The organism is Sphingobacterium sp. E70 (genome assembly GCF_019285695.1).
GTDB lineage: Bacteria > Bacteroidota > Bacteroidia > Sphingobacteriales > Sphingobacteriaceae > Sphingobacterium > Sphingobacterium detergens.
On record NZ_CP079104.1, the window covers coordinates 4,697,500 to 4,710,820 of the forward strand.

General features: G+C 41.7%; 20 protein-coding genes and 4 pseudogenes. 16 read left to right on the forward strand and 8 right to left on the reverse strand.

Going from position 1 to position 13,321, the window contains the following annotated elements; all coding sequences use genetic code 11:
* Positions 1 to 2 precede the first annotated feature (2 nt).
* From KUH03_RS33400 to KUH03_RS33450, 10 genes and pseudogenes are all read left to right on the forward strand, one after another.
* Positions 3 to 1,055, forward strand: coding sequence for a mandelate racemase/muconate lactonizing enzyme family protein (locus KUH03_RS33400; RefSeq protein WP_257088621.1), 1,053 nt, complete (start codon positions 3 to 5; stop codon positions 1,053 to 1,055).
* A 126-nt stretch (positions 1,056 to 1,181) separates the two neighbouring features.
* Positions 1,182 to 1,727 carry an SDR family NAD(P)-dependent oxidoreductase gene (locus tag KUH03_RS33405; RefSeq protein WP_373564534.1) on the forward strand — a complete coding sequence of 182 codons (546 nt, stop codon included), beginning with the start codon at positions 1,182 to 1,184 and terminating at the stop codon, positions 1,725 to 1,727.
* 139 nt (positions 1,728 to 1,866) lie between these two features.
* A complete protein-coding gene (locus KUH03_RS33410; protein ID WP_257097577.1) occupies positions 1,867 to 1,956 on the forward strand; it encodes a hypothetical protein in 90 nt (29 codons plus the stop codon).
* Between the two features lie 55 nt (positions 1,957 to 2,011).
* Positions 2,012 to 2,864, forward strand: a pseudogene (locus tag KUH03_RS49545) (SMP-30/gluconolactonase/LRE family protein).
* A 193-nt stretch (positions 2,865 to 3,057) separates the two neighbouring features.
* On the forward strand, positions 3,058 to 3,378 hold the full coding sequence (locus tag KUH03_RS33425; RefSeq protein WP_257088627.1) for a hypothetical protein: 321 nt from the start codon (positions 3,058 to 3,060) through the stop codon (positions 3,376 to 3,378).
* A 252-nt stretch (positions 3,379 to 3,630) separates the two neighbouring features.
* The gene (locus KUH03_RS33430; protein WP_257088629.1) at positions 3,631 to 3,861 is read left to right on the forward strand and encodes a hypothetical protein; all 231 of its coding nucleotides are present in this window, start codon (positions 3,631 to 3,633) and stop codon (positions 3,859 to 3,861) included.
* A gap of 23 nt (positions 3,862 to 3,884) precedes the next feature.
* Positions 3,885 to 4,124 (forward strand): c-type cytochrome, encoded by a 240-nt coding sequence (locus KUH03_RS33435; RefSeq protein ID WP_306429240.1) that lies wholly within the window; start codon positions 3,885 to 3,887, stop codon positions 4,122 to 4,124.
* A 17-nt stretch (positions 4,125 to 4,141) separates the two neighbouring features.
* Positions 4,142 to 4,528 (forward strand): hypothetical protein, encoded by a 387-nt coding sequence (locus KUH03_RS33440; RefSeq protein ID WP_257088631.1) that lies wholly within the window; start codon positions 4,142 to 4,144, stop codon positions 4,526 to 4,528.
* 347 nt (positions 4,529 to 4,875) lie between these two features.
* Positions 4,876 to 5,133 carry a hypothetical protein gene (locus KUH03_RS33445; RefSeq protein WP_257088633.1) on the forward strand — a complete coding sequence of 86 codons (258 nt, stop codon included), beginning with the start codon at positions 4,876 to 4,878 and terminating at the stop codon, positions 5,131 to 5,133.
* On the forward strand, positions 5,109 to 5,438 hold the full coding sequence (locus KUH03_RS33450; protein WP_257097578.1) for a helix-turn-helix domain-containing protein: 330 nt from the start codon (positions 5,109 to 5,111) through the stop codon (positions 5,436 to 5,438). The genes KUH03_RS33445 and KUH03_RS33450 overlap by 25 nt, the downstream gene beginning before the upstream one ends.
* 82 nt (positions 5,439 to 5,520) lie before the next feature.
* Here the strand turns inward: KUH03_RS33450 and KUH03_RS33455 are convergent, their stop codons facing one another.
* Positions 5,521 to 5,925, reverse strand: coding sequence for a hypothetical protein (locus tag KUH03_RS33455; protein WP_257088635.1), 405 nt, complete (start codon positions 5,923 to 5,925; stop codon positions 5,521 to 5,523).
* A gap of 381 nt (positions 5,926 to 6,306) precedes the next feature.
* Between KUH03_RS33455 and KUH03_RS33460 the strand changes: the two genes are divergently transcribed.
* The gene (locus KUH03_RS33460; protein ID WP_257097580.1) at positions 6,307 to 6,558 is read left to right on the forward strand and encodes a peroxiredoxin; all 252 of its coding nucleotides are present in this window, start codon (positions 6,307 to 6,309) and stop codon (positions 6,556 to 6,558) included.
* Between the two features lie 199 nt (positions 6,559 to 6,757).
* On the opposite strand, the pseudogene KUH03_RS33465 reads toward KUH03_RS33460, so the two are convergent.
* From KUH03_RS33465 to KUH03_RS33480, 4 genes and pseudogenes are all read right to left on the reverse strand, one after another.
* Positions 6,758 to 7,722 (reverse strand): annotated as a pseudogene (locus KUH03_RS33465) (arsenic resistance protein).
* A gap of 184 nt (positions 7,723 to 7,906) precedes the next feature.
* Positions 7,907 to 8,341 carry a protein tyrosine phosphatase gene (locus KUH03_RS33470; protein ID WP_257088637.1) on the reverse strand — a complete coding sequence of 145 codons (435 nt, stop codon included), beginning with the start codon at positions 8,339 to 8,341 and terminating at the stop codon, positions 7,907 to 7,909.
* A gap of 21 nt (positions 8,342 to 8,362) precedes the next feature.
* Positions 8,363 to 8,835 (reverse strand): annotated as a pseudogene (locus KUH03_RS33475) (DUF6428 family protein).
* A 69-nt stretch (positions 8,836 to 8,904) separates the two neighbouring features.
* Positions 8,905 to 9,237: a helix-turn-helix transcriptional regulator gene (locus tag KUH03_RS33480; protein ID WP_120258636.1), complete on the reverse strand. Its 333-nt coding sequence runs from the start codon at positions 9,235 to 9,237 to the stop codon at positions 8,905 to 8,907.
* Between the two features lie 99 nt (positions 9,238 to 9,336).
* On the opposite strand from KUH03_RS33480, the gene KUH03_RS49550 reads away from it, so the two are divergent.
* From KUH03_RS49550 to KUH03_RS49555, 5 genes and pseudogenes are all read left to right on the forward strand, one after another.
* Positions 9,337 to 9,525: a response regulator transcription factor gene (locus KUH03_RS49550; RefSeq protein WP_373564535.1), complete on the forward strand. Its 189-nt coding sequence runs from the start codon at positions 9,337 to 9,339 to the stop codon at positions 9,523 to 9,525.
* Positions 9,526 to 9,714: 189 nt separating this feature from the next.
* Positions 9,715 to 10,005, forward strand: a complete 291-nt coding sequence (locus tag KUH03_RS33485; RefSeq protein ID WP_257088639.1) for a hypothetical protein — start codon at positions 9,715 to 9,717, stop codon at positions 10,003 to 10,005.
* A gap of 301 nt (positions 10,006 to 10,306) precedes the next feature.
* Positions 10,307 to 10,453 carry a hypothetical protein gene (locus tag KUH03_RS33490; RefSeq protein ID WP_257088641.1) on the forward strand — a complete coding sequence of 49 codons (147 nt, stop codon included), beginning with the start codon at positions 10,307 to 10,309 and terminating at the stop codon, positions 10,451 to 10,453.
* A 148-nt stretch (positions 10,454 to 10,601) separates the two neighbouring features.
* Positions 10,602 to 11,099, forward strand: a complete 498-nt coding sequence (locus tag KUH03_RS33495; RefSeq protein ID WP_257088643.1) for a hypothetical protein — start codon at positions 10,602 to 10,604, stop codon at positions 11,097 to 11,099.
* Positions 11,100 to 11,353: 254 nt separating this feature from the next.
* Positions 11,354 to 12,262 (forward strand): annotated as a pseudogene (locus KUH03_RS49555) (DUF6268 family outer membrane beta-barrel protein).
* On the opposite strand, the gene KUH03_RS33515 reads toward KUH03_RS49555, so the two are convergent.
* Genes KUH03_RS33515 through KUH03_RS49560 form a run of 3 tightly spaced genes read right to left on the reverse strand, consistent with a single transcriptional unit; the run spans position 12,240 to position 13,321 of the window.
* Positions 12,240 to 12,695 carry a LytTR family DNA-binding domain-containing protein gene (locus KUH03_RS33515; RefSeq protein ID WP_257088651.1) on the reverse strand — a complete coding sequence of 152 codons (456 nt, stop codon included), beginning with the start codon at positions 12,693 to 12,695 and terminating at the stop codon, positions 12,240 to 12,242. The pseudogene KUH03_RS49555 and the gene KUH03_RS33515 sit on opposite strands and share 23 nt — an antisense overlap.
* Entirely contained in the window at positions 12,680 to 12,970 is a 291-nt protein-coding gene (locus KUH03_RS33520; protein ID WP_257088652.1) for a LytTR family DNA-binding domain-containing protein, read from the reverse strand. Before KUH03_RS33520 ends, KUH03_RS33515 begins: the two co-directional genes overlap by 16 nt.
* A 21-nt stretch (positions 12,971 to 12,991) precedes the next feature.
* Positions 12,992 to 13,321, reverse strand: coding sequence for a GHKL domain-containing protein (locus KUH03_RS49560; RefSeq protein WP_373564873.1), 330 nt, complete (start codon positions 13,319 to 13,321; stop codon positions 12,992 to 12,994).

Sequence of the window (13,321 nt, forward strand, 5' to 3'; positions counted from 1 at the left end):
CAATGAAGATTATAGATGTTAAAGTCTGGCTGGTTGAAGGCGTAAAATATAATTGGACTTTAGTCAAGATTTATACCGATACGGGGCATACGGGGGTAGGGGAAGCGACCAACTGGCCCGGCAGTCCCATTGTGTTTGAGGCTGCAAAGCATGTGGGGCAGCGCATTATTGGTCTGGATCCGATGAAAACAGATTTTATCTGGACCAAACTCTACCGCGATCTCAATTGGATTGGACCTTATGGTGCTAGCATGTGTGCGATTTCGGGTATTGACATGGCTCTATTGGATTTGAAAGGCAAGGTGCTTGGTGTACCTTGTTATGAACTGTTGGGCGGTGCTTTCCGTAAAGAGATCCTGTTGTATGCCAACTATTGGTTTACTGGTGGTGGACATAATCCCCAAGATTATGCTCGACAAGCGCAAGCGGTCAAAGAAGCTGGTTTTACAGGCTTAAAGTTTGACCCATTTGCACATACAAACTATCTGTATGGGGAAGATCTGGCGGCTAACCTAACTTTGACTGCCGAGCAGCAGGACTTGGCGTTTGAGGTGAGTAAAGCGGTTCGTGATGGAGTTGGACCCAATTTTGATATCATGATCGAAACACATGCTATGCTCAATTATCGTGTCGCTGTACAGATGGCGCAACGTCTTTCTGAACTCAATATTACCTGGTACGAGGAGCCTGCGGGCCCCGAAAATGCGGACAACCTGCGTGCTATGCGTGAACGCATACCTTCCAACGTGTCGATCTGTGTCGGAGAAAGACATTACACAAGACATGGAATCCGACCGGTACTGGAAAAAAATATCTGTGATATTATGATGCCTGATATTACGCGATGTGGCGGGCCTTCGGAAATGAAGCGGATGGCAACGATGATGGAAGCCTACAATGTATTGTTGGCACCACATAACCCCAACGGGCCACTTTCAACCTTGGCAAGTGCTCATGTGTGTGCATCGGTGCCAAACTTTTTAGACAGGAATTTATGTTCAACGATGTTCCCTGGAGGGATGAAGTCATCGATTATCCAATTAAGGATATGGTGAAGAATGGTCATTTGATATTGAGTGAGAGACCAGGATTAGGTGTAGACTTGATCGAAGAAGAAATGCTTAAACATCCCGGGATATTGGAGCCTAGACCAGGTTTTTACGTGTAAATTTTATAAGCAAATGGCATTTACAATTGATTTGACAGACAAAATTGTCCTTATCACTGGTGGTATTTCTGGAATCGGGCTAGGGGTAAGTATGCAATTTGCACAGGCTGGCGCAACGGTGATAGCCTGTGCCGAATTAAGTGTTGATGATCCGACAGTGGCTTCATTTTTTGCGAAAATGGAGCCCTTTCAGCGGCGTGCATTTTATTATGAGACTGATGTGTCTCAAGAAGCTGCGATTCTGAAGCTGGCTTTACTCCTGCAACAAGAGTATGGTCGTCTGGATATACTGGTTTCTAATGCTGGGCAGAATGTTTTCAGGGGCCTGGATAACTGTACATTAGCGGAATGGAACAACAACAGTGCGTTGAATCTCGCTTCCCATTGGCTGTTGGCCAAGGCCCTTAAACCGCTACTGATGCAAGCCTCACCTGGAGTGATTATTATCATGGCCTCTAACCATGCCTATGCTTCCATTCCGGGATGTTTTCCTACAATGTCACAAAAGGGACTTTATTGTCCTTGGTGCGTGCCATGGCTGTTGAATGGGGACCAGTGATCCGTACGGTAGGGCTCGCTCCGGGATTTATTGATACCCCTGGAAATCAAAAATGGTTCGATTCATTTCCGGACGCTGAGCAGGAGCGACAAAAACTATCGATAGACATCCGGTTAAACGACTTGGTACAGCCGAAGAGATCGGTGGTTGGTGTGTATTTCTTTCCAGTACTTACGCTTCTTTTGCGAGTGGAACTACCTATCTCATTGATGGGGTAGAAATGCTTTAATGCAAGAAGATTAAGAAATAGGTACATCGATAGGGAAGCTTGAAGCGTAATAGCTATGGAAAGAAATGTAAAAACAGCGCAGGTATTGCTAGAAACGAAAAGTCTGCTCGGCGAAGGCATTTTGTGGAATAAGCATGATCAAAGTTTGTATTGGGTGGATATCTTGCAAAAGCATATTCATCAGTATAATTTGGAGAACAACGTTTCGACTTTCTGGGAACTCCTGGCTATGTCAGTAAGATTGTTCCTTTGGAAGAAGATGGCGGCAAATTTCTCATTGCCATGCAGGAAGGGCTGGCAATTTGGACCAAGGAAGATCAGGACTTGTCAATCGTCGCACCCTTGGACACCTGTAATGGTCAAATTCGAACCAATGACGGTGGGATTGATCCAGCTGGTAATTTTTGGATCGGAACAATGCATATGAAAGCTTTGCCAAATCAGGGAAAGCTGCTGTGCTTTCGAGATGGTATTTTGGAGACCATTATTCCTGCGGTGACTATCCCGAATGGGATCGTATGGTCTGCCAATGGCCGTTTTTTTATTTTATCGATACCCATACACGGGAAATCCGACGGTTTATCTGGGATAAAACAGCGGGCCTCTCAAAAGCATACCATACATTGGTACGTGTGCCTGATAAACTTGGCATGCCAGATGGTATGTGTATGGGGCCTGATGGCCATTTATGGGTGGCACATTGGAACGGCTTTGGTATTTATAAGTGGCACATCGAAACAGGAGAACTATTGGATAGAGTGCATGTAAATGCACCACATGTAACTTCCTGTTGTTTCGGAGGACCTACGGGAATGGATCTCTTTATTACCACCGCAAGGGAAGGCTTGGACGATGCTCAACTGGAGGTATATCCCGACAGTGGAAAAGTATTCCATTTTAAAAACTGATCTCTGAATAGGAGTTGAACCTACAAGTCCACTTTACCTAATTGTATGAGCACAATTCAAGTTCGAAAGCACCGGCCCTAAAAATACATTTATTGCCTCACTTTAATTACAATAGACTAGTAGTTTGTTGTTACTTCTAAAATTATTGCACCTCCAATGACAACAATTATTATATTTGCGATACTGTCAATTCATGAAAGCGAAACAATTCATATGGATCTTACTGCCATTGATGCTCCTCCAGAGCTTCTCCACAGTATGGGTATGGACTGTTTTTGAACTCAATAGAGACTATATTGCCAAAAATGAATGTATCAATCGCTTTAATGAAAAGGCGCTATCCTGTAGAGGACAATGTATATTGATGAAAAAGATGCGTGAACATGAAGAAAAGGAGCAGAAAAAACTTGAGACTCGCATCATCGATGTTGTTTTTATCAACAATGCCCTGAATTTTACCTTTGACAGTTCTTCATCTGGGGAGCTTATATTAAACTGGCTTTTGCAGAACTGAAAGAAGATTATGCTTACCGCCCCATCTTTTCTATTTTCCACCCTCCACTCGTCTAATACCTTTTTAACGAATTTATCGGATGTAATGATTGGCGTTTTATGTAAACGGTCCAATTTGCACATATTTCCCCCTTTTGCATTATTGATCCAGTTGGATTAGGCTAATGGGATTGGCTATCAAATCTTCTATCAGCTGAAGGTATAGTACAAGGGAATACTATATACTGTTTTAAACAATTAGAAAAAGAGAATAATGAAAAATAGAATCACAATAATCCTTGTCTGTTTTGGCTTTATCGTTCTGCTTGCCTGTGCGGACAATGGGGATAAGAAAAAGGTATCAACCGGCAAAGCTACTGAGCCTGCAGCGGCATCTCCAGCAACTGAAATGTTGGACTATAAAACCGAAGGAGCCAAAGGGGTAGGTCCTGTTACATCTTTTGAGCACAAACCCTTTGATGCACAGCTCGCAAATAGGGGGTAGAGTTATTTGTCTCCAAATGTGCCATGTGTCATGGTTTTGATCGTACCTTGGTAGGTCCGTCATTGGACGGTGTCATCAAACGCCGTACACCGGAATGGATCATGAATATGATGCTCGATCCGGCAACAATGCTTGAAAAAGACCCTGATGCAAAAGCACTGAGCAAGGAGTTTGCGTCACCTATGATCAGTCTGGGGTTGCAACAGGAAGATGCGCGCGCAATTTTGGAGTACCTCCGCGAACGGAATAGCGCAACGAAATAAAGAAATAATCTATATCGATGAAATCCTACAAGCTGAAAGGACTTTTCTGTCTGTTGATGGCCTGGGCTCTTTGCCTACAGGCAACCAATCTATTGTGGGTATTTATTGGCTTTGAATGCAATCGGGATTATATTGAGCAGCAGCTATGTGTTTATCGCTATGAACCTGCGGCTACCTGTAAGGGCTTCTGCTACCTGAGTGAGAAAACAGTGGAAGAAAAAGAGGCCAGCGATGTGCTGATCAAAGTGAAAAGTGCTGAGATACCGCTGTTTGTACAGCTTGTTCAAGAGCTGACCCGGCAGCAACCCTTTACCCGAATTTTAAGAATAACTCATCCGCTAACGGAAGATAAACCCTTGTGTCAGGGGATCTTTGACCGGATTTTTAAACCTCCAATCGTATAACCATTCCCTTTAAATTTTTTATTGAAGAAAAAGAATAAGATAATGGTAATACGAAAAGAAAAACTAGATTTTTTAAGACTAGCAAATATTGATTCGGCTTCCAATGGGATTGTTATTATGCCTATTGCCGAATATTTACAAGTCAAAGTTCAACAAAAGAAATTGCACGCGCATTCATACTATAGTGTTTTGCTGATTAAGAGTGGTGGCCTGACGATGGTGGCAGATAAAAGAATGTATACCATGGGCAGGCATGATATGCTGAGCATCAGCGCCGATTGTGTCTGTAGCTTCCTGCATAATATACCTGTCGAAGGAAGTATCATCCTTTTACAGAAGCCTTTTTTATGCAGAGCTACGATAAGGAGGGGGCGCACTACTTTAACTATTTAAAATGTAACCGGATGAACGGCTTTGTATTAAGCAGTGATGACATCGAAAGATGTAGCCACCTGATGGAGCTGATGCAGACGGAATATCGTACTGCAAAATTAGTCTCAAAGGAGCTGTTGCGCAATCAGCTGCTTAGTTTGCTACAGCTATTGGGGCATCGGATTACAAAAATATTGGCGCTGTGCAGATGGACGAAAAGGAAGAACGGATAATGACTTTCGAGACTTTGGTGGACGAAAATTATCGAGAGAAGCGATTCCCGTCTTTCTATGCCGAAAGACTGAATATGTCAGTCAATCATCTCAACCGCATTTGCCGTGAAAAGAGAGCGGTAAGTTGTGGTGCATTGATCCGGAATCGGATCATATTGGAGGCGGAACGACTGCTCTATCATACGTTTAAAACGGTAAGGGAAATAGCCATTGAACTAGGTTTTGACAATGTACCTTATTTTATCACATTTTTAAGGCCAAGAAAGGGCAGAGCCCTGAGGAATTTAGGAAAACCCAATAGATAGTAAAGGCAGTAAGAAGCGGCAACCTCAGATTCGGCAGTAGGCTCGCATTTAGCACATTCGCCTACTGTCCGAATTGTTTTTCTTAACATGTCATCTTATTCGACCAGCTTGATATTGGATACAAGGTAAGCCTTTCCAAAATTTTTGGGGTCATGTGTGACAGTCGCTTGAATGGATTTCCATTAAGGGGTAAGGAAACCAAACTATAATCAGTCAATCTTTTATGATTGTACTGCCAGATTTCCTCCAGTTGATCTCCAACCTTTTTATCGGCGTAGCTGAGTTGGATCTTTGTTCCAATGTTGATGAGATACTTATCTTCTTCTTTCCAAAGTATGATTTGGGGCGGTCCAGGTATAAATGAGTGTATAAGCGATATTTCAAAAGAATCGTTGCCTGTATATTTCTCCCGACTGATAATTTTAATAAATTGAAGACCGTCGGATGGGCCACCATCCATCAGTTCAGGGCCATTGTAAGCGACCATCTTGGCCTTTATTTTATAATTATATCCGGGCTCCCTATCTTTAAAATTTGAAAGAGGCAGCTCCGCTGATTCTTTTTGTGGTAATAGCAGGGGGCATCGTTAATAGCACCATAATGGTGACTGACCAAAAGCTCGACCTCTTGTCCATCTCTTAGGTTAAAGCGACCATATCCCTTTTCTTTCGAACAGGCAGAAAAGATAAATAGGGTAATTAGTAGGTAAATGTACTTCATGGCTTAATATAATGGTTTGTAAAATGATGTTGTTAAATCTTTCAGGAAGAACGATTTGACTGTGCTTTATGCTACAGCAAATTAATTTTTATCGATGTAATGGCGAATTTCACCTTTGAATAATTTGTGCTAGATCTGTAAACCTTGTATTGCTGCTTTTCCAAAACTGATTGACCTCTATAGCAAGTACAAAGACAGAGGTTTCGAAATTATCGGCATATCGACAGACCGGACCATGCGTGTTAAAAATTGGAAGAAAGTAATCCTAGAACAGCAACTTCCATGGGTGCAATATCTCGATGAAAATGCGGTCAAAACCTCTGAAATGTATATTAGACTTTTTCCAACGGCTGTACTGATCGATAAGAAAGGGAATATTGTAAATAAAAAGCCTCATTAGAAGAGATTGAAATTTATTTGTCCAAAGAATTGGGAGGCTAGGCAATGTCTTTGCACAAGTGGAATTTTTGAAAATACTTCTTTGTAAGCGACTGAGGGGGGAACATGTAGCTAAGAAAACTTTATATGCCAAGTGTATATCCTTTTAGTATACCTTAAAAAAGCCATGTTTTTGACATGGCTTGGAATTTCTTATAAAGTTATACTTGAGTAGAAAGTTCTTTTATAACGTATTTTTTTCGGAACCAAAATGCGAGGTTGACCAGTGCTATCAATGCGGGAACCTCGACTAGTGGACCAATCACTCCGACAAAAGCCTGCCCGCTATTGATGCCGAATACGCCAATTGCGACTGCAATAGCCAATTCAAAATTATTGCCTGCAGCCGTAAAAGCAATGGCTGTACTTTGTGAGTAATCGGCACCGACCCTTTTGCCAGCAAAAAAACTGATTGTGAACATCAATGCAAAATAAATCAGCAATGGGACAGCTATACGCAATACATCCAAAGGTAACTGTAAGATCATCTCGCCTTTGAGACTAAACATCACCACAATGGTAAAGAGCAACGCTATCAAAGTAATCGGGGAGACCAAGGGTATAAAACGGTTCTGAAACCAATTTTCACCTTTTAAGGCGATCAGTCCATATCTAGTCAGAACTCCGGCGAGAAAGGGTATTCCCAGGTAAATAGCAACGCTTTTTGCGATTTCAGCAATGGAAATGTTCACGGAAAGTCCGGTCACACCAAAAAGTGGGGTAAAACAGTAATAAAAAAGTATGCATATAAACTATAGAGTAAGACCTGGAAGATACTGTTCAACGCAATTAATCCGGTCATATATTCAGGATATCCGTTCAGAAATAAAAGTGCCAATACAAACATTAAAACCGGTCCTATTATCCAATTGAGGACCAGGGAGGTGCCAAGGACTTTTAGGTTTCGGAAAACCTTTCCAATCTGCGCATAACGTACCTTGGCCAATGGCGGGTACATCATGAGAATCAACCCGACGGCAAGCGGAATATTTGTTGTTCCACTGCTATAGCTATTGATCCATCGTGCAGAAGTGGGAAAAAAATTACCCAAAGAAATACCAAGAACCATGGCTAGAAAAATCCATAAGGTGAGGTAACGGTCAAGAAATTTTAATTTCGATTGCATGGGTTAAATTTTAATATTTGAAAAGACATAACACATTTCGGCCGCAATTTCTAAACTACGTTCTGTATACACTGCTGTCTGCTCGGGTGTACCATCTGAAATCTTGGGATCTTCAAAAGTAATCGGTATCCTTTTTTTTCAGCACCGGGAATAAAAGGGCATCCGTCATCTGCCTGCGAGCAGGTCATGATTGCAGCAAAGCCAGAGATTGGGTTGAACGGACTGTCGTATTTTTTGAAAAGCCAATAACCGCTGGGTCATTGTCGCCATATTTTATTGCATAGATCGGATTATCTGTGTCAGCGATCTTAAAAACCCCAAACCCCTGTGAAACCAATGTTTCTGCAATCTTAGGAAATAAAGCGGTCTCTTCCGTACCTCCTGAGTAGCAGTTGACCGCTGGAATATGATGGAAGGATGCCGCCACCTGCGCCCAAAGCTGAGATAAATGACTTCTACGGGAATTGTGGGTACAGATGAAATTGAGGTTGATCGGCTGTCCACGATCAACCTTGTCCTGAATAAATTGAATCAAGGGATTCAATGCTGCCCTACGCTCCTCAGACAAGTGCTGTCTGCTGATAATTGTGCTGATGATTTCTTTTATTTTCTGATACATGCTGCGGAGGAATTTAAATGATTAACAACAGCCTGAACCTGGCGTACAGCAAGAGGATCCGCTAACTGGCAACGCAGAAAGATTTATTTTCAACTTTTCTGATGGTACACCACAAGCGTCCTGGGCAAGGCAGGCTGTGGTCTTGTTTTTCAGGACAAAGGTTTTACCATTGAAGTCAAGATCGTATTTGCCGATCGTACCGCTCTGGTATTCCACTTCAATTTCCCCATCTTCGATACCCAATTTCTCTTCAGACAAATTGATGATATGTAATAGTTTGCCCGGTTTTAGACGGTGCTCATAATCATCCGCATTCCAGAGCTGGAAGTTGACCACTTTCTCCTGACGGATAACACCACCACAGTCAATGAAATTTTTGTGATCTGACCTACTTCGGTGACATGGAAGTGTTCAGGAACAAATGTGCCATTTTCCAACTGAAAATCAACATGATCCAATGTTGCTAAAATTTCTTTGATTTCTGATAATTTCATAAAAGACTAATTTTATTATTTATTAAAAACTATATATTGCAATATTACGATGTATTCACTCAAAAAAAGTTACTTACAGCAACTTGAAATGTTTACGTCCTGATTGAAAAATGCGTTGAACTCCTGTTGCATTTGTTTCCAGACTGCTTCATTAATGCAGTAACAAACAGATTTTCCCTCAATTGTCCCCTGTATTATTCCTGTATTTTTTAATTCCTTAAGGTGTTGGGAAATAGTTGCCTGTGCTAGCCCTAGTTCATCAACCAGATCATTACAGATGCATGCTTTCTTGTCAATAATATATTGAAGGATAGCTATACGTGCGGGGTGTCCTAAAACCTTAAATGCTACAGCCAGTTTATTCTGTTCATCAGCGAAAATTTCTGTCTTTGTAAGTCCCATCTTGTCTTATTATATCGCAATATTACGATAATAATTTTAAATATCCAAATATGGGCGGTTCCATTTGTTTATCGAGAGTCGAAATGTGCTATTCCACTATTGACCAAGCGTGATATGGAAATCCTGGCTTTGGTGGCTAAAGGAAACTCCAGTCCACAGATTGCAAAAAAGCTTTTTATCTCCCCTGACAGGGTGCGTACTCACCAGAAAAATCTGTTCAGAAAACGGAAACCAAAAGTGTTGGCGAATTTGTGCGTAAACGCATCGAATGGGGGTTGGTATGATTGATATTCAATAATTTGCATTGCACACTTTTTGGCAATAAAATTGTTGAGGTTACTTTGATTAGGGCGCCAAAATGGTATTCTACGATAAGATTATACATAAGCCGAAATTGGCTTCAGGGTTGATCTTATGCTAAAAATACCTGCGTAAACAAATTTAATTTAGCCATTAACGATAGATGAGACCTATTTTATGGATTATATTCATTCTTTTTATCGGCCGTTCGGGGCACAGACCACCGAAATTCCCGATCGTATAAAATCTACTTTTACGGGTACCTGGGGATATGAGACCCGATTCCAGACCAATACTGTGGTGATCTGGTTTGAACCGGGTAAGGATTATGCAAGTTTTAAAGACATTGGCAGCGGTGAGGCTCCGCCAAGAATTTTTCGGGCCCAATTAAAAGGAAAGGTCTTGTTTATCCCAGCCAAGCAGGGCCTTAATGACGCGCTGGAAATGGAGGTTATAAAGGGAAATTGAATGTAAGGGCAAAATCGATTATATGGGATGAAACAGGAAATATGGTGAAAACAGGAACTGTCGAAACAAGAATTTTTAAACGTACGACCAAATAGAAATAAAGATCCGCAGGGAAATAGATGCCCTGTCCAAAACGAACTAAATAATATGTCAAGAATAGCTGTCTTTTTTGTATTAGTCCTTTTTTTTCATGCCAGGGACAGTCGACCAACAAGGCACAGCAGAAAACCGATACTGTTGATGCGAAAATTATCGTTCGAAAAATAATACTGTTTCTTGTGAACAAGTTGTAACGCAATTGGTGAAGTCAAGCAATGCAATCGCATTTAGTCAATTTGGTGATACGCTTGTTCAGGCCGCAGTGGCTTACCTAGGCCCTGAAAAGCTGACGATCAAGTTGTATGTCATTAATGATATTTCGGAAAACCCATTAGAAAAAGATTGGTAGAACACGCCGTGGGCTGGTTGGAATTTCATCAGAAAACCGGACAACTTTTAGATATAACAAACGACCCCGATAATCCCTAATCTTGCGATATGACAGGCGTATTGCGCAAGAACATGATCTTTCCAAGTTATGCAGTTCCACAACAGCCATGACCAAATCGAGCAAGGGGCATACATTATGGGATGTCATGTTAGATGAAGATATCAAGTTTAACGGTAAGCTGGATAGGTTTTTTACCCGAAGTGATTTTGAAAAAGTTTTCGGTCGGCCCGATAGTATACGGTTGCTGAAAGATGAATCTCCCTGCGTCACCATTTTTGATACCGAAGCTCCAGATGATAAATACCTATATAAAAGTGGTTCACGCTTTGAAACCAGTGGAGATAGGGTGGCAGTAGAAGAATTCTGGTTTTTGAATGGAAATTTCATTACTTACAATGGGATACGGATAGATGCCAATACAACGATGCAAGATATGAAACGGCTTTTCCCAACAGCTGTGCGTGAACGGCAGGAAATGGATAAAGCGGGGAAATTGTGGCTAATCACATTGCTGCAAGACAACGAAGGGATTTTGGATGGCCATATCAAAATGTACTTTAAAGATGGTAAAGCGCAATCTATACATTGGTGGTCTCCTTGCTAATGTAAAAAGAAGATAACAGTTCATCCTCTAAACTGAATGGTTATCAATTTTAAATCTGGATGGATAGTACCAATAGACCATGGATGACTAAGAAAATAGAATTGTTTACAATCCGTAAACAACCTTTTATGATCCGAAAAAGGCTTCTGCTTTTTTGAGATCGCAATAGCTTTGCATTTGGTCAATGGAAAGCAGCGGTACGTCAAAATGTTTACCGCTTCTGGGGATCGAGGCCTTCCTTTGCAGAAAAAAACATGAAGAAACAAATTCTATGTGCCATCTTGTTCAGCAGCTTAGCGACGCTGACAGCACATGCTCAAAATGCAGTATCCGGACAGGTAATTGTCGATTATGTCCCACTGTCAAACTATATCCGACCAGAAGATAGCGTAAAGACTGGTTCTAAAAGTGATTTCAAAAGGATACAATTTAATCTTGAAATACCTTTGTCGACCAAAGTTGATTCCTTGGGCAATATCAAACGCTGGTCATGGAAAATGGGGCTGCTTACGCAAAGATGCAAAATCGCGATTATGAACAACAGCTTTTTCCGACTGAAATGTTGAATGCCGAAATCGGACTGCAATACTTGACTTCTTTAAAGAAAAACTGGTCGCTATTGACTTTTGCCTCGGTCGGTATCTATTCGGATCTGGTCAAAGTCAATGGCAAGGATGTCCTGGGGCAGGGGGAGTTCTTTTTATCAAACGGTTTAAGCCGAATCTTGCCTTTGGATTTGGTCCGGTATTGAGCAATAGCTTTGGTGTACCGATGATTCTGCCGGGACTGTATTTTGACTGGAAGACTAATGGTAAGGTTAAGTTCAATGTGAATTTCCCTCAGGGGCTTGCCGCAGCTTACCAGGTCAACAAGTTTATGGATCTTCGCGCAGTAGTCAACCTGGATGGTATGACGGCTGAACGTGAAAAGAATGGGAAGTCTACACTCGGCGGATTTATGTTGTTAACGGCCGGTCTGCAACCCCAATTCAACCTCGGTAAGAATCTTAAATTGCAGCTAACGGGGGCAGCACACTTGCCCGGATGTATGTTGAAAACGACCGGTCCTTAAAGAGTTTCTTCAAGGATAAGAAGCAGGCCGATCCCCGCTTTTCACCGACCTTCTATACTTCGGTAGGATTTAAATGGAATATGCCCTATTAACGGCTAAGGAGCTTCTTAAAAACCACGTTTTGGAGAAGCTCTTCTCTTTTGTACGGGAGATGGGTAATTCCTGTTCCCGAATGTAAACCCTTCCACCTGAGATAATATCAATATGATTGACATTGACCAGATAAGATTTGTGGATACGGAAAAAATGGCTATCCGGTAAAGCCTCTTCCAATGCAAGCATGGTCTGGTGGATGGTGAGGGTCCGTTCTTTAAAATGGAGCTTGGTGTAATTCTGCATGCTTTCGGCATAGAGGATATCTGTCCAGGAAATTTTGACGAAGGCATCACCTTGCCGGACAAAAAGCATGGTATCATTGGCAACAGGCTCTTGTGTCGATTTATTGCGCTGTACAAATTGCTGAAAGGCTTTTGTTGCTGCCTGAAAAAACCGCTGGAATACAATAGGTTTCAGGAGATAATCCACCGCCTGAAGACGGAATCCTTCCAGGGCATACTCCGAATAGGCTGTAATGAATATACACAGGGAGGATTTTCAAGTGATTCCAAAAAATCAATACCATTAAGATAAGGCATATTGATATCCAAAAAAATAAGGTCAATATCGCCTTGTTGCAATCTGGAGGCTGCCGCTAGGGCTGAAGGAAAAGTTGCGACGAGCTCAAGAAAATCAACCTGTTCGGTCATTTCGGCAATATGCTGCCGTAGCAGGGGTTCATCGTCCACGATGATGCATTTCATCTTTGTTTGTTCCATAGTCGTTTAGCAGTTAAGATTGATTGTCAGGTCGATGCAAAAACTGTCGTCTTGCTTGTCAATGGTTAAGCTGTACTGATTTTCATACTGCAGTTCCAGCCTCTTTTTGACATTTTCCAAGCCAATACCAGAGTGTCTTGTTGATGCCTGCAGGGGATAGGTCTGATAGCTATTTTTGATATGAAATTGGAAATAGCCGTCTTTCTCAGCGCAGTTGACGCTGATTTTGCCTTTTGGTTCGGAAGTCGATCCACATGTTTGAAGGCATTTTCCACAAAACAGATGAGCATCAGTGGTGCAATATGGAGATCTTCTGTTGACTGTGACCAGTTGCAG

Coding starts and splice junctions, on each gene's coding strand:
- KUH03_RS33400 (WP_257088621.1), top strand. CDS start 3: ATGAAGATTATAGATGTTAAAGTCTGGCTGGTTGAAGGCGTAAAATAT.
- KUH03_RS33405 (WP_373564534.1), top strand. CDS start 1,182: ATGGCATTTACAATTGATTTGACAGACAAAATTGTCCTTATCACTGGT.
- KUH03_RS33425 (WP_257088627.1), top strand. CDS start 3,058: ATGAAAGCGAAACAATTCATATGGATCTTACTGCCATTGATGCTCCTC.
- KUH03_RS33430 (WP_257088629.1), top strand. CDS start 3,631: ATGAAAAATAGAATCACAATAATCCTTGTCTGTTTTGGCTTTATCGTT.
- KUH03_RS33435 (WP_306429240.1), top strand. CDS start 3,885: ATGTGTCATGGTTTTGATCGTACCTTGGTAGGTCCGTCATTGGACGGT.
- KUH03_RS33440 (WP_257088631.1), top strand. CDS start 4,142: ATGAAATCCTACAAGCTGAAAGGACTTTTCTGTCTGTTGATGGCCTGG.
- KUH03_RS33445 (WP_257088633.1), top strand. CDS start 4,876: ATGCAGAGCTACGATAAGGAGGGGGCGCACTACTTTAACTATTTAAAA.
- KUH03_RS33450 (WP_257097578.1), top strand. CDS start 5,109: ATGGACGAAAAGGAAGAACGGATAATGACTTTCGAGACTTTGGTGGAC.
- KUH03_RS33455 (WP_257088635.1), bottom strand. CDS start 5,925: ATGGTCGCTTACAATGGCCCTGAACTGATGGATGGTGGCCCATCCGAC.
- KUH03_RS33470 (WP_257088637.1), bottom strand. CDS start 8,341: ATGTATCAGAAAATAAAAGAAATCATCAGCACAATTATCAGCAGACAG.
- KUH03_RS33480 (WP_120258636.1), bottom strand. CDS start 9,237: ATGGGACTTACAAAGACAGAAATTTTCGCTGATGAACAGAATAAACTG.
- KUH03_RS33485 (WP_257088639.1), top strand. CDS start 9,715: ATGGATTATATTCATTCTTTTTATCGGCCGTTCGGGGCACAGACCACC.
- KUH03_RS33495 (WP_257088643.1), top strand. CDS start 10,602: ATGACCAAATCGAGCAAGGGGCATACATTATGGGATGTCATGTTAGAT.
- KUH03_RS33520 (WP_257088652.1), bottom strand. CDS start 12,970: ATGAAATGCATCATCGTGGACGATGAACCCCTGCTACGGCAGCATATT.